This is a genomic window from Pseudomonas sp. H11T01 (assembly GCF_048515765.1).
In the GTDB taxonomy this organism is placed as follows: domain Bacteria; phylum Pseudomonadota; class Gammaproteobacteria; order Pseudomonadales; family Pseudomonadaceae; genus Aquipseudomonas.
Genome location: NZ_JBLYED010000007.1, coordinates 262903 through 277911 on the forward strand (window position 1 = coordinate 262903; position 15009 = coordinate 277911).

The 15009-nt window shown below is 56.9% G+C and carries 12 protein-coding genes; 6 read left to right on the forward strand and 6 right to left on the reverse strand.

Annotation, left to right across the window (positions count from 1 at the left end):
- The first annotated feature begins 2 nt into the window (after positions 1–2).
- The 6 genes from ACN1C3_RS12180 (at position 3) to ACN1C3_RS12205 (ending at position 7852) form a co-directional block, all read left to right on the forward strand.
- On the forward strand, positions 3–443 hold the full coding sequence (locus ACN1C3_RS12180; protein WP_419116052.1) for a hypothetical protein: 441 nt from the start codon (positions 3–5) through the stop codon (positions 441–443).
- 77 nt (positions 444–520) lie between these two features.
- Entirely contained in the window at positions 521–2233 is a 1713-nt protein-coding gene (locus tag ACN1C3_RS12185; RefSeq protein WP_419116053.1) for a phytoene desaturase family protein, read from the forward strand.
- 69 nt (positions 2234–2302) lie between these two features.
- Positions 2303–3778 (forward strand): NAD-dependent succinate-semialdehyde dehydrogenase, encoded by a 1476-nt coding sequence (locus ACN1C3_RS12190; RefSeq protein WP_419116054.1) that lies wholly within the window; start codon positions 2303–2305, stop codon positions 3776–3778.
- A gap of 332 nt (positions 3779–4110) precedes the next feature.
- Positions 4111–5559: an APC family permease gene (locus tag ACN1C3_RS12195; protein ID WP_419116055.1), complete on the forward strand. Its 1449-nt coding sequence runs from the start codon at positions 4111–4113 to the stop codon at positions 5557–5559.
- A gap of 166 nt (positions 5560–5725) precedes the next feature.
- Positions 5726–6802 carry a tartrate dehydrogenase gene (locus ACN1C3_RS12200; protein WP_419116056.1) on the forward strand — a complete coding sequence of 359 codons (1077 nt, stop codon included), beginning with the start codon at positions 5726–5728 and terminating at the stop codon, positions 6800–6802.
- Positions 6803–7345: 543 nt separating this feature from the next.
- On the forward strand, positions 7346–7852 hold the full coding sequence (locus ACN1C3_RS12205; RefSeq protein ID WP_419116057.1) for a substrate-binding domain-containing protein: 507 nt from the start codon (positions 7346–7348) through the stop codon (positions 7850–7852).
- A 63-nt stretch (positions 7853–7915) separates the two neighbouring features.
- On the opposite strand, the gene ACN1C3_RS12210 is transcribed toward ACN1C3_RS12205, so the two are convergent.
- The 6 genes from ACN1C3_RS12210 to ACN1C3_RS12235 form a co-directional block, all read right to left on the reverse strand.
- Entirely contained in the window at positions 7916–8071 is a 156-nt protein-coding gene (locus ACN1C3_RS12210; protein WP_419116058.1) for a hypothetical protein, read from the reverse strand.
- A 648-nt stretch (positions 8072–8719) separates the two neighbouring features.
- Positions 8720–10216: a CoA-acylating methylmalonate-semialdehyde dehydrogenase gene (locus ACN1C3_RS12215; protein ID WP_419116059.1), complete on the reverse strand. Its 1497-nt coding sequence runs from the start codon at positions 10214–10216 to the stop codon at positions 8720–8722.
- Positions 10217–10336: 120 nt separating this feature from the next.
- Positions 10337–12118, reverse strand: coding sequence for an acyl-CoA dehydrogenase (locus ACN1C3_RS12220; protein ID WP_419116060.1), 1782 nt, complete (start codon positions 12116–12118; stop codon positions 10337–10339).
- A 29-nt stretch (positions 12119–12147) separates the two neighbouring features.
- Complete coding sequence (actP, locus tag ACN1C3_RS12225) at positions 12148–13812, reverse strand: cation/acetate symporter ActP (RefSeq protein ID WP_419116061.1); 1665 nt, start codon at positions 13810–13812, stop codon at positions 12148–12150.
- A complete protein-coding gene (locus ACN1C3_RS12230) occupies positions 13809–14123 on the reverse strand; it encodes a DUF485 domain-containing protein (RefSeq protein WP_419116062.1) in 315 nt (104 codons plus the stop codon). Before ACN1C3_RS12230 ends, actP begins: the two co-directional genes overlap by 4 nt.
- A 99-nt stretch (positions 14124–14222) precedes the next feature.
- On the reverse strand, positions 14223–15002 hold the full coding sequence (locus ACN1C3_RS12235; RefSeq protein WP_419116063.1) for a crotonase/enoyl-CoA hydratase family protein: 780 nt from the start codon (positions 15000–15002) through the stop codon (positions 14223–14225).
- Positions 15003–15009 lie beyond the last annotated feature (7 nt).

Consider the following 15009-nt stretch of genomic DNA (forward strand, 5'->3'; position numbering starts at 1 on the left):
TGATGAAAACCTACTCCATGTTGATCTACTTCACCGGCAAGGCCGAAGCCATTGGCCACGCCACCGGTGTCGTGCGGTCCCGTGCCCAAGGTCTGATTCTTGCACTTGATCCAGTGGCGGATGTGCAGGGCGAGGGGGCGTTGCAGGTTCCGACCGGTGTCGCACACTTCGATACGGTGGTGACCGTGCGTGGCGAGCAAAGTTGGGAAACCGGTCGCGTCGACTTCCCCGGGATCGACAGCTATCTCGATGTTGAAACGGTCATGCCAGGCCAGTTCAAAGTGCAGGCAAACGGCTACAGCACCGGTTCGATCGCTTGGCGCGTGATTCGTGGTGGTGGCCGATTTGAAGGCGCGACCGGCATTGTGACGGGCAATTTTGTCGGTCACCCGGATGACACCTTCACCGATCACCAGTTGTTCAAGTTGGTGCTGCCGACCTGAGTCGCTGGCCGTGCAGGCGGCCTGTTCACCGTGCAGGTGGGCAGGCATTCGATTTCACATTCAGATGGAATGACGCCATGAGTAAGCATAACGATCTTGATGCTCTGATCATCGGTGCCGGCCATAACGGGCTGGTGTGCGCAAACTATCTGGCCAGGGCAGGCCTCAAGGTATTGGTGTTGGAGGCTAGGCCCATTGTGGGTGGCGCGTGTACCAGTGAAGAACTGATACCGGGCGCTATTTTCTCTTCGTGTTCGTACATTCAGATGATGTTTCGACAGGAAGTGGTCGACGATCTTGAACTGAAAAAATACGGCCTGGAGTCGGTGGCTCCGGGCTTGCAGGAAATGGCGCTGTGGGACGACGGCGATCGCGTGATGTTCTGGCAGGAGATCGACAAGACTCTGCGTTCGATCGAGGATCACAACAAGGCCGATGGCGCCAACTTCATGCGTTTTGCCACGCGGCTCAAGCGGTTCGGTGAGCTGACTCATGAAATCCAGCTCAGCGACCCGCCGACTCAACAACGCTTGAAAGCGATATTCGACGACGCCGGTGAAAGCGCGCTGTACGACGCGTTCATGACGGCTTCGGCTGAAGACCTGCTCAAAGACTACATAGAGTCCGATCGTCTTCGCGGCTTCATGATGTTCATGGGCCTGGTCTCCACGTGGGGGAGTCCGACGACGCCAGGCACGGCCTATGTTTATGGCTATCACGCACTGGGAGAGTTCGAAGGTCAGTTCGGTCGTTATGGCCTGCCAAAAGGCGGGATGGGCATGATCAGCGAATCGCTGGTCAGCGCTCTGCAAGCCTATGGCGGCAGGGTTGAAACGAGTACGCCCATCCAGCAGGTTTTGATTGAAGAAGGTAAAGCGGTTGGGGTTCTGCTGGCCTCGGGCGAGCAGATTCGCGCGCCGCTGATCATTTCGGGTGCAGACCCGACTCGCTCTTTGGTGGGGTTGTTACCAGAGGGTGCGCTACCAGAGGCCGCTGCCGCCGATGCCAAGGAAATTGACCAGCGAGGTTCCATGGCACGCATTCACCTGCTGGTGGATGCGCTGCCGGATTACGTCGGCTTCCCGGCTGGCAAGCTGGGGCCCCAGCATCAGGGTTTGAACATTCTCGGTCCGTCCCCGGACCTGTATGAAATGGCCTGGCAAGCGCAGCAGCGAGGAGAGTTTCCAGATGACATGGTTGTTGAGGCACTGATCCCCTCCGTGACCCACCCGGGGCTGGTGAGCCAGCCGGGTACGCACACGCTCTCACTGGGGGTGCAGCAACTGCCCTTTGATCTGGCCCATGGAGATTGGGACACACGCAAGGAAGAGTGGGCGGACAAGGTGCTGGAAATCTATTTCCGCTATGCCCCGAACATGCGCAAGCACATTCTCGCTCGCCATGTGATCACGCCACTGGATCTGCATCGCGACTATCACATCACCCGTGGAAACATCTTCCACCAGTCCATGATCGGTCTGGACAACCTCTTCGACAATCGACCCATCAAAGCGGCGGCGCATTACCGGACACCAGTTCCCGGTTACTACCTGTGCGGCTCCGGCAGCCATCCCGGCGGCGGCGTCAGCGGCATGCCCGGGCACAACGCGGCGCAACGCATCCTTGCCGACCTGGCCGGGCAAACCGATACGGCAGCGGGCCGCAAGGTGCTCAAGGCGGATAACGGGCTGATCGGCAGTTTGCTGAAAACGGATGTCGGGCAACGCCTCGGCTATCAGGTCGCCAGGTCGCGCATTTTTCGAAGCCTGACCGAACGCCTGAGCAAGTGACAGCGAATGTGTACGACGTGCCTTTTTCTTGATGAGAAGGCAGGCATAACCGAATAGGTGGATCACTACATGAAACTTCCAATCTTTACGCCAGGCTCCAACGATGGCGGTCGTCGCAAGATGTTCGTCAATGGTCAATGGATCGGCGCCTTTGCCTGGTTCCCGGTGCGCTCTCCAGCAACCGGGGAAATCATCGCCGAGCTTCCGAGCGCCGGTATTGAAGAGGCGATGCTGGCTGCCGATGCCGCCAGTGCCGCATTCCAGACCTGGCGCCAAACAACCGCCCACCACCGGTGCGCACTATTGCGTGCCTGGTACAACGCGGTCATCGAACACACCGAGGGCATCGCCCGCACCATAACCATGGAAATGGGCAAGCCGATTCAGGAAGCCCGTGCAGAAGTCGTTTATGCCGCTTCGTTCATCGACTGGTTTGCCGAAGAAGGGCGGCGTGTCGGGGGCGAAAGCATGCCGAGCCAACATGGCAATAAGCGGCTGGCGACCCTGCAACAGCCGGTGGGGCCTGTGTATGCCATTACGCCCTGGAATTTTCCGGCGGCGATGATCACCCGCAAACTGGCGCCAGCGCTGGCAGTGGGTTGCACGGCGATCGTCAAACCTCCCGTGCAAGCACCGCTCACGGCACTGTATTTCGCCAAACTGTGGGAAGAGGTCGGGGGCCCTTCAGGAACCTTGCAGGTGATTACCACCACCGATCCGCGGACGGTGTCTCAGGTGATGTTCGATGATCCGCGTATTCGCAAACTCACCTTTACCGGTAGCACTGAGGTGGGCAAGCGTCTGTACGAACAATCAGCCAAGACACTGAAAAGGATGTCTCTGGAATTGGGTGGGCATGCGCCGTTCATTGTCTTTGAAGACGCCGATCTGGACGCGGCGGTGGATGAAGTCGTGGCTTGCAAATTCCGTAATGCCGGACAGACCTGCGTGTGCACCAATCGCATCTATGTCCATCGCTCGATCGCCAGTCAGTTTGCCGAAAAACTGGCCGTTGCGGTCAATCAGCTGCAGGTGGGCGACCCACTGCAAGAGTCCACGCGGATAGGACCGTTGGTGGATCAACATGCACGTGACAAAGCACTCAGCCATATCGCCGATGCGGTGGCCCAAGGTGCTCGAATCATCGCCGGAGGTGTCCGGATGGAAGGTTTCTATGTTCAGCCGACCGTGCTCCAGGACGTCACTGCAACGATGTTGATCATGCAGGAGGAAACCTTTGGCCCGGTGGCGCCGCTGATCACGTTCGACAGTGAAGCCGAAGTGGTCGCGGCAGCTAACGCATCGCCATACGGCTTGGCGGCCTATCTGTGGACCAAAGACCTGACCCGAGCGCAACTGGTTGCTGAAGCTTTGGAGTACGGAATGATCGGCGTCAACGATGGAGCACCCTCGACCGCGCAAGCGCCGTTCGGTGGCAATAAAGACAGCGGCTTGGGCAGGGAGGGTGGTCACTGGGGACTTCAAGAGTATCTCGACGTGAAGTTCATATCGACCAAACTTGAACGTTCCACTTTGGAGTCATAGACATGCGTCTTACATGATCAGTACCTGTTTTAAAGCTTTTAATTTGGGTGCGAACAGTCTGCAGAGTTTTTTGGGTTGTCGTGGTACAGGAATGGGACGGATCTACGTATAAAGTCTGCACCGGTTCAACACTGATACGGACACTTGTAACTACGAAAAGCCAGAATGTGCCGAGGTGTATATAGGCGCAGCGGCTGAATATTGCTTGTTTAACGACTGCCTCGCTTTACCGAAATAAAAAACTCACTACCTACAGGGTTTTAGCGATGTCATACGAATATAGTAATAAACCAGCTACGCTGGATTTAGCGGGATCAACACCGGGTAAGACCATGAACACAAGTTCTGATAGCCGAGACCTCGAACGAAACAGTATCGGCGTCATGGGCATCGTGTTCTTTGTGATTGCCGCTGCGGCGCCTCTGACCGTGGTTGTCGCGTTGTTCCCTGTCATTATCGGCTCCGGAAACGGTATCGGCATTGCCGGCGCGTTTGTGGCGGTAGCCTTGGTGCTGTTGCTGTTCGCTGTGGGTTATGTGGCGATGAGCAAACACATCACCAACGCCGGGGCGTTCTACGCCTACATCACCAAAGGCATCGGCCGCCCTATGGGACTGGGCTCCGCATCGTTGGCGATTTTTTCCTATAACGCGATTCAACTCGGTCTGTATGGAGGTATTGGCTATTACCTCAATGAGTTGCTCGGCAAGCAGCTCAACCTCCATTTGCCATGGTGGGTTTACTCCTTCACGGCCATGGCGATGTGCCTATGGCTGGGGTTACGGCGTTTGCACGCCGGCGCCGTGGTGTTGGCGGTCCTGCTCACGCTTGAAACGGTGATCATCCTGATCCTGGACCTGGGCATTTTGTTTGGCGATCACTCCGTACCACTCAGCCAGTTTTCGTTTGAGCCATTCAGTCCTTCCGCGACTTTTTCCGGCGCAATTGGTGTAGCCCTGATGTTCGCCCACGCTTCGTTCATTGGCTTCGAAGGCACGGCCATTTACGGTGAGGAAGCGCGCAATCCCAAACGCACAGTGCCGATCGCCACCTACATTGCAGTGATTTTTATGGGTGTGTTTTATGCGCTCACAGCCTGGCTGATTATCAACGCAATCGGTGCAAACGAAGCGGTGGCAGTGGCCAAGGACCAGTCGGGTAACCTGATTTTCTGGGTCAGCGACAAGATCCTGGGAGGCTGGGCGACGGAGTTGTTTCAGGTGCTGGTGATTACCAGCCTCTTTGCTGCCATCGTGACTTTCCATAGCAACGTCGCTCGCTACCTCTATTCCCTGGGGCGCCAAGGTTTGATCAGCCAGAAACTCGGCTCGACTCACCCGGTGCAGAAGTCACCTCATGTGGCGTGCTACGTGCAAACCGCAATGGTGGCTGTAGTGGTCGCGATATTCGCGGTGCTGGGGCTGAACCCCTACGATACGCTGTTCACCTGGTTCACCGGTGTAGGCGCGGCGGGGATCATTACCATCCAGTGCATCGCCAGCATGGCGATCTTCGTGTTCTTCCGTCGTTCCAAGGTGGATAAACGGTTGTGGCACACCTTTCTCGCACCACTATTGAGCGTCGCGGGGCTACTGCCGTTTCTTTATTTCGCCCTGACCAGCTTTGATGTGTTGCTGGGTGTACAAGGCGCGCTTGAAGTGTTCTTCATGGCGCTGTTGTTTGGGTCGTTTGCGCTGGGGGTTGTGGGCGCGTTCTACCTGCGTGCCCGGTCACCCGAGAAATATGCACGCCTGGAGTCTTCGTTGGGCGATCAGGTCTGACAAACCTGCGATCCGTCTTTGCCGCTGCTGCGTCGAGTGCGCGGTAGCGGTTGAATTAACGCTTATGAATATTGGCTTAAGCACCTCGCTGCATAAGTATGCTTGTTGATTACGCTGTCGATTTAATTCATGGCTGTTTTCGTTCGATATCAAGAGAGGAAGTGTGATGAGCAAGACGTTTCGAATTGCCGCAATTGCCGGTGACGGAATCGGCGTCGAAGTAATGCCCGAGGGCATTAAAGTTGTTCAGAAGGCCGCTGCCAAGTACGGTATAAAACTTGAGTTTCAATACTTTGAGTGGGCCAGCTGTGATTATTATCTGGCCTGCGGAAAGATGATGCCAGATGACTGGTTTGAGCAACTTAAAGGGTTTGATGCTATTTATTTTGGCGCCGTCGGCTGGCCGGATAAAGTGCCAGACCATATTTCACTTTGGGGGTCGTTGCTAAAGTTTCGTAGGGAGTTTGATCAATACGCGAATATCCGCCCAGTGAAGCTATTCCCTGGTGTGCCATGCCCATTGGCTAATCGGAAACCTGGTGATATCGATTTCATTGTTGTCCGGGAAAACACCGAAGGTGAGTACTCTTCGGTGGGGGGGCGTGTTTTCGAGGGGACCGATCGTGAGTTCGTGCTACAGGAATCGGTGTTCACCCGGCGAGGTGTCGACCGCATCCTCAAGTACGCCTTCGAGCTGGCCCAGACGCGTTCGCGCAAATATGTAACCGCCGCAACCAAGTCAAACGGTATGGCAATCAGCATGCCGTACTGGGATGAACGTGTTGAGGCGATGGCGGACAACTACCCCGACATCAAATGGGACAAGCAACACATCGACATCCTGTGCGCCCGCTTTGTCTTGCAACCGGACCGCTTTGATGTGGTGGTGGCGTCGAATCTGTTCGGCGATATCCTCTCTGACCTAGGGCCTGCTTGCACAGGCACCATTGGTATTGCGCCTTCGGCCAATCTAAATCCAGAGCGAAAATTTCCTTCGTTGTTCGAACCCGTCCACGGCTCGGCGCCGGATATCTTCGGCAAGAACGTTGCCAATCCTATTGCCATGATTTGGTCGGGCGCGTTGATGCTGGATTTCCTGGGTGACGGTCCGCAGTTCCGTGCTGCCCACGATGGAATCATGCATGCCATCGAGACGGTCATTGCTCAAGGCCCGAAGACGCGCGATTTGGGCGGGCAAGGATCTACCCAAGAGGTAGGCCAGGCCATCGCTGACGCTCTCTAACCTCGCCAGTTTGGCAAGTGGTGGTGCTTTCTTCGTTGGGCCGCCACTTGCGTTTTGTGTCAGTGTCTTCCTGCTATCGGCGGAAGGACAGCCAGCGGGAACAAGCACCCCATAAGAATGAATGAAAAAGGTCGTTTCTCTTCCTATGCCTCCACGCTTGTACCGAGCTACACCATGAGCGACAAGTAGATGGCCGATGACGGAACTCCAGGTACCTTCTGGTACACCGGCGCGTTCAAGTCCAAGCAAGACTGCGTCAGTAATCCATATGCGTTCACCAATACCAGTGGCGTCACGACGTTGATGTCGCAGCTGCGCAAACAGGGCCGGGGGCTGGTGTTGTGGGTCTCCTCCAGCAGTGCTCCCTTGGCATCAAAGGCGGGGTTCTCACGTTCCATACCAAAGACTGTATTGAGCTCATGCCGCCTATACACCGGCTGCCATCTGGACAGTAGACAGGTATCCTCCAGACTGGTCCTGAGGCTACTGGGCGACCTCAGTTTTGACAGCACTTGAATACTTAACGAAGCGTCTTCGGGCGGTTTGCTTTCGCTCAAGGAAAGCTCCTCGACCAGTCGCGACCGGGAAAGAGGTTTTGTGGACGCGCTGCAACGTCTCGGACATTCAGTGCCGCAGCGCGAAGTGGGTCATTACACGTTTGACGGTGCAATGGACGCCACTCGCCGTCTGCTGTCGAGCGCCCATCCACCCGACGGCATTTTTTGCGCGAATGACATCATGGCGTTGGGCGCCATCAACGTCGCTCGCGAGGAGTTCGGGCTGGAACCGGGCAACGACATTTCAATCGTCGGTTTCGATGACATTGCCCTGGCAGCCTGGCCGGTCTTTTCGCTGACCACTTACGTTCAACCTGTTGGCGATATGGTGAGTCGCGCGGTCGGCATCATTTGCGCGCAATTGGAAAACCCTGATACGCCTGCGATTCAAGAGGTTCTTCGCGGGCAGTTGATCGTGCGCAAAAGCTCGAAAATCCATGAGTCTGGCGTAAAGCAGGGACCTGATTGCCGGGTATGGCAACCGCACGAATAGTCGTCAACCGACCGTTGAACTCGGGCTACGAAAACCCTGATCTCTGCGACTGCGCGATGCCAGTCAGACCAGCGGCAACTGAGCAATGATCACCGTCACAACACCCGCCCAAGGCGTGAGGGCGATCTGCCCATTGTCGACCAGGGCAATGCCGCTGGTTTCTCCCAGGGCAATGCCCAGGTTGAAGGCTGAAATGTTCAGCGCCGAGGCGAACGCCACTGCTTGTGTTGCTTCAGGTCAGGGACGCCGAATGGGCGTTTTTCCGCCATACGCAAGCGTTGGCCGGTAGTGGACCAATCATTGTCCAGCGGCAATTCCAGTTCGATGGAGAAGTTGTTGGGGCCGAGCAAACGTTGAAATGTGAGTTCATCAGGTCTGCTGCGCCTTGCATGATGCAGGGCTACTCTACGGGTGATTACCGGTAGTATCTGCGCCTCCAGCCGAGAGAAAAATGCATTAGCAAGCACAATAGTCTTGATCAAAATGCACGATTAGAGCGCTTTCCTGTCTGGAGGAGGGAGGAGCCTTCGTTGATGGGGGCAAAAATCTCTGGGCATTCAAGTGGCGTAGCACTTACGGGTGGATCTGGTTTTTCACCCACTGTTGTCGATAGGAACCACACCGTCGTCGAAATCTGAGTTTTTCGGTGTCGCCATGTGCACGCGCCGGACAGCGGCCGAGGGTGCATCGAGTCCTGATCTGGCATAAGAACGCCGGTTTGTTAGAGGTGTTTGCTCGCACAAACCTCATCAATCAAATCGGCGCTCTTGCTTCTGTGTTTCCTGAGACTCCGTGAAATAGCTATTTGAAGTCTAAACACGGCATTGAACTCATACCGGTTTTATTATCCGATGAGGCAACTCCTTGTTAGCTGTTGCTAGGGAAGGCGAACTGCGCCGCCTCGAGACTTGCACGTTGTGGCCAGCGTTGGGTAATCGCCTTGCGACGGGTATAGAAACGCACACCATCCGGGCCATAGGCATGCAGGTCACCGAACAGTGAGCGCTTCCAGCCGCCGAAGCTGTGGTACGCCACTGGAACCGGTAACGGCACGTTGACGCCGACCATCCCAACTTCGATTTCGTCGCAGAACAATCGGGCCGCTTCACCGTCACGGGTAAAGATGCAGGTGCCGTTGCCGTACTCGTGATCGTTGATCAGTTGCATGGCCTCTTCAAGACTGTTCACTCTCACGATGCACAGCACCGGGCCAAAAATCTCTTCTTTATAGATTCGCATCTCTGGCGTGACGCGATCGAACAGGCAGCCACCGAGAAAGAAGCCGCCTTCGTTACCGGTAACCTTCAATCCGCGCCCGTCGACGACCAACTGAGCGCCAGCCTGCGCGCCGTCTTCGATGTAGCCGATTACCTTGTCCAGGTGTGCTCCGGTAATCAACGGGCCCATATCCAGACCACTATGGGTACCTGCACCGATTTTCAGGGCTTTGATCTGTGGCACCAGTTTGCTGATCAGCGCATCCGCCACCTGGTCACCGACACACACGGCCACCGAAATCGCCATACAGCGTTCACCGCACGAACCATAAGCCGCGCCCATCAGGGCACTGACCGCGTTATCCAGATCCGCATCCGGCATCAGCACCGCGTGGTTTTTCGCTCCACCCAAGGCCTGTACACGCTTGCCGCGCTTGGTGGCTTCGCAATAGATGTACTCGGCGATAGGTGTCGAGCCGACAAAACTCAGCGCTTTGACTTCCGGCGCTTCAATCAACGCGTCCACTGCCTCCTTATCGCCGTGCACCACGTTCAACACGCCTTTGGGCAGCCCGGCTTCATGCAGCAGTTCGGCGATCAGTAGCGTTGAGCTCGGATCACGCTCGGAAGGCTTGAGGATGAAGCAATTGCCGCAGACGATCGCCAGCGGATACATCCACAACGGCACCATGGCCGGGAAGTTGAACGGAGTAATGCCGGCCACCACGCCCAATGGCTGGAAATCTGACCAGGCATCGATACGCGGACCGACGTTGCGACTGTACTCGCCCTTGAGAATTTCCGGAGCCGAGCAGGCGTACTCGACGTTCTCAATACCGCGCTTGAGCTCGCCAGCAGCGTCTTCCAGGGTTTTGCCGTGCTCTTCGCTGATCAACTGAGCGATACGCGCTTCGTTCTGCTCAAGCAGTTGCTTGAAGCGGAACATCACCTGGGCACGTTTGGCCGGCGGCGTATTGCGCCAGGCCGGAAAGGCTAGCTTGGCGGAGTCGATGGCCTGTTGTACGGTTTCGCGGTCAGCCAGTCCGAGCGTATGGATATCCTCGCCGGTGGAGGGGTTGGATACATTGCAAGTACGCACGCTGCTGAAGATGCGCTCTGCGTGAATCAAATGGGGGATGGTAGCCATTGTTATTTTTCTCTCATATTGATTCCTGGGGTAGCCAGGTCTTAACCGAAAAAGTTTCCCGCTAGTCCGTAGAAGCGGGGTAGTTGGCCAATATTGATACGCTGCAGAACCCTGGTAGCGTTAGAGATCATCGGTTGCTAAACGGTTTACCGTTTCGCCGCCGTACAGCACGCAATCGCGCAACGCCGCTGCCCGTGTTAGGTAGTGCCCGGCAAAGTAGCGAGCGACGACAATTTTCGCGCCGTAGAAGCTCCGGTCTTCGGCGAGCCGTGACTCACTAATCAGCAGGGCGCGCGCCAGTTGCCAGCCGCTAACCAATATCCCGCACAGTGTCAGGTAAGCGACTCCCTCGGCGTAGACCGCCTGTGCTGAACTACGATGGTGTTCAACCACATGGTCCACCACTGCCTCAAAGGCCAATCGAGCCTGGCGCAACGGACCGTGAATGGCCCGAGCATCCGGGTTGCCACTGGCGAGCAGTTGGTTCTCGGTTTCCTCAATGTGTCTGGCTAGCAATCGCGCCACTGCGCCTTGATCGCGCACCGTCTTGCGACCGATCAGATCATTGGCTTGAATGGCGGTGGTCCCTTCGTAAATCGGCAAAATCCGCGCATCTCTGAAATGCTGAGCGGCGCCAGTCTCCTCGATGAAGCCCATGCCACCATGGACTTGTATGCCCAGGCTGGTCACTTCCTGGGCCATCTCGGTGCACCAGCCCTTGATGATCGGTACCAGGAACTCATAGAGCGCCTGATGCTGCCGTCGTTGCTGGGGATCTGCATGATGTGCCGCCAGGTCACTATGAGCAGCAGTCATATAGGCGGCTGCCCGGCTGCCTTCGGTCAAGGCGCGCATGTCCAGGAGCATGCGCTTGACGTCGGGATGCTCAATGATCGCAACGGTTCTATGGCTACTGTCCAATGCTCGGCCCTGGACGCGTACCCGCGCATAGGCAGTCGCTTGCTGTCGTGCTCGTTCGGCGATGGCTACACCTTGCATGCCGACGGCATAACGCGCCGAGTTCATCATGATGAACATGTATTCCAGGCCTCGGTTCTCCTCGCCGATCAAGGTACCGATCGCACCGCCATGATCGCCAAACTGCAGGATTGCCGTGGGGCTGCCTCTAATCCCCAGCTTATGTTCCAGGCTCAGACACTCTATGTCGTTGCGCAGATTCAGACGGCCGTCCGCATCGTGCAGGAACTTGGGAACCACAAACAGGGAAATACCTTTGACGCCTTCCGGCGCACCGGGTACGCGTGCCAGCACTAAATGCACGATATTGCTCGCCATATCGTGCTGCCCAAAGGTGATGAAAATCTTGCTACCGAATACGCGATAGCGACCATCGCCAATGGGTTCGGCACGACTGCGCAAGAGGGACAGATCCGAGCCGGCCTGGGGTTCGGTCAGGTTCATGGTGCCGGTCCATTCTCCCGATATCAGGCGTGGCAAATAGTAATCTTGCTGTTCCTTGCTGCCGGCCGTTAGCAAGGCTTCGATCGCGCCATCGGTCAACAGTGGGCACAGAGCAAAGGACATGTTGGCTGAATTGAGCATTTCATTGCAGGCTGTGCTGACCAGTTTCGGCAGCCCTGCGCCACCAAATTGGGTGGGGTGCGCCAACCCCTGCCAACCACTGGCGGCAAACCGGGCGAAGGCTTCCTTGAAGCCAGAAGGGGTGATGACTTCGCCTGCAATCAACCGGCACCCTTGAACGTCGCCAGTGTGATTGAGTGGTGCAATCACCTGCGTAGTGAATTTCGCCGACTCATCGAGCACCGCTTGCACCGTATCGGGACTTGCGTCCTCCATTCCAGGTTGCCGGGCGATAGCGGCCAGGTCTGCCAACTCATTGATGACGAAGCGCATCTCTTTAACCGGGGCTTGATAGCTCATCAGTAACTCCTTGGAGGTCGTTCAGATAGTCAATGCTGCGCTGCTTGGTTGGCGCCCCAGCCAGTTTCGGCGCGTACGCTTTGCGGTTCGAACGCAGTTCTTTCAAGGTTTGCAGCTGGGCTACGATCAAGGCACGAGACTATCCAGGCGATACCGAAGGCCAAGGGCATCGAGAACAGTGCGGGGTAGTCGAAAGGGAAGATGGCTTCGGGATGATGCAGCACCTTGACCCAGACACCGGGAGACAGCACGACCAAGGCAACAGAGCTGATAAGGCCGGCCAGGCCGCCACAAATGGCTCCCCGGCTAGTCAATCCCTGCCAATACATGGCCAGCAGCAGTACCGGGAAATTCGATGAGGCGGCGATGCCGAATGTCAGCGCGACGAGAAACGCCACGTTCTGGCCTTTGAAGACAATCCCCAAGGCAATGGCGACTATGCCCAGACCTAGCGTTGCCCAGCGGCTGACACGCATTTCATTGCGGCTGGAGGATTTTCCCTTGCACAGGACATTGGCATACAGGTCATGGGAGAGGGCTGAAGCACCGGCCAGGGCCAGACCGGAAACTACGGCAAGGATGGTGGCGAAGGCCACGGCGGCCAGGAACCCAAACATCAGGTCGCCACCCAGAGCCTGGGCCAGGTGCATGACTGGCATGTTGCCGCCACCGAGTAGCGTGCCGCCTATAATCCCCTGTTCGAAGAATCTCGGTTGTTGTCCGACAATGCTGATCGCCGACATTCCCAGCACGCAGACCACGATGAAAAACAGGCCGATCAAACCGGTGGCCACAAAAACCGACTGGCGCGCTGCTTTGGCATCCGGAACGGTAAAGAAACGCATCATGATATGTGGCAGGCCTGCCACCCCAAACACCAGACCCAGGGACATCGAGATCATGGAGAGCGGATCACTGGCGAACTTCAACGGCCCGAGTATTGTGCTACCGCTCTGGTGACTGGCAACCGCGCTGTCCACCATGCGCTCCAGGCTGAAGCCGAAGTGCTTGAATGCCAGCAGCGTCAGGAATAGGCCGCCGCCGAGCAGCAGGACAGCCTTGATGATCTGCACCCAGGTCGTGGCGACCATACCGCCGAATGTCACATAGACCACCATCAACACGCCGACGCAGATGACCGCGACCTCGTAATCGAGCCCGAACAACAGGTTGATCAACTGACCGGCGCCGACCATTTGTACGATCAAATAAAAACAGATGATGATCAGCGAACTGCAGGCTGAAAACACCCGTGTGCCCACCGGGTCGAGGCGGTAGGAGATGATGTCGGCGAGCGTGAAGCGTCCAAGGTTGCGCAGTCGCTCAGCCATCAAAAACATGATCAACGGCCAACCCAGAAATGCGCTGACGGAATAGATCATGCCGTCGAAACCTGTGCTGAAGACCATGCTTGAAACACCGAGCAGAGTCGCCGCCGACATATAATCCCCAGCAATCGCGAAGCCGTTTTGCACGCCGCTGATTCCACCCCCCGCAGTGTAAAAGTCGGCCGTCGAGCGTGTGCGCCCGGCAGCCCAGTAGGTGATGCCTATCGTGGTGATAACGAACGCCAGGAAGATCACAATCGCCGTAATGTTGGGCGCGCGGGTGCTCTGAAGCGAGGCCTGCGCAACCGCCACGAAGCTGACGGCGGACAGTAGGCTGAATACCGTTACTCGAGTGATGAGCTTCATGGCCGCACCTCCTCAAGCAGCGCCTGGGTCAACTTGTCGAACTCGTTATTGGCGCGCAGCACGTATAGGCCTGTCAGCAACCATGAACCGACAATCAGGGTTAATGCAGCCCAGATTCCGATGTTCAGGCTGCCGCTACTCAGGGGCACATGTGTCAGCAGTTGCGGTTGCCACGATACCGAAGCGATGAACAGGAAGTAGAGGCCCAGTACAACGGCGCTGAGGGTAAAGGCCAGTCGGCTGCGGCCCAGCACGAGGGAGCGATACTGAGGGTTTTCGCGGATCTTCTGATAAATGAGGTTCGATGACATGCTGCCGCTCCTTAATACCTGAGAGGTGATCGGGTGGAGTTTTTTGTTATGGTCCTGCCAGGTCGGATGGCAGGTGGTGCATGACGGCCCTGAACAGGCTCAGACTCTGACTTTCTCGGTGCGCTTCTCGACGAAATCTCCAAGACGCCGCTGAACATCGTGTCCGGTCTGGACCACCGCAGCCATCAAGCCCTCAGCGAAGAGGCCGTCGGTTGAGGACATGTCGGCAATGCGGTTGATTGAGCTGACGATGGCGTAGTTGGACAGCGCTGCGTTCGAGGCAATACGTTCGGCCAAGCCGATGGCCTGTTCGAGCACATCCTGTCCTTGCTCGCACAGGTAATGGGCTAGACCCAACCGATGCCCCTCGCGGGCGTCGAGTGCGCGTCCAGTCAGCATCATCTCGACCATCCGGTTGGCGGAGATGATCCGTGCCACGCGCACGGTGGCGCCACCCCCGGTAAAAATACCGCGCTGGCCTTCGGGTAGAGCGAAGTAGGTGGTGGAATCTGCCACCCGCACATGGGCAGCGGCAGCGAGTTCCAGCCCACCGCCGACAACCGCCCCCTGCATGGCCGCAATCACCGGGATGCCGCCATGCTGAATTTTGTCAAAGGCGCGGTGCCATGCCTGACATACACGCATGAAATCAATCGCCGAGCGTTCTTTATCATGGTGTTCTTTAAGGTCCAGACCGGCACAGAAATGTGGGCCCGCAGCAGCCAATACGATGGCGCGTACACTCGTTGGAACAGTGGAGAAAAAATCATCCAGGGCGGCAATCGCCTGTTCATCCAGCGCGTTGCGTTTCTGTGAACGATTGAGCGTGACGATCGCGATGGTGCCGCGCAGTTCGATTTTCAGGAAGGGCTCGTTCATACAGACT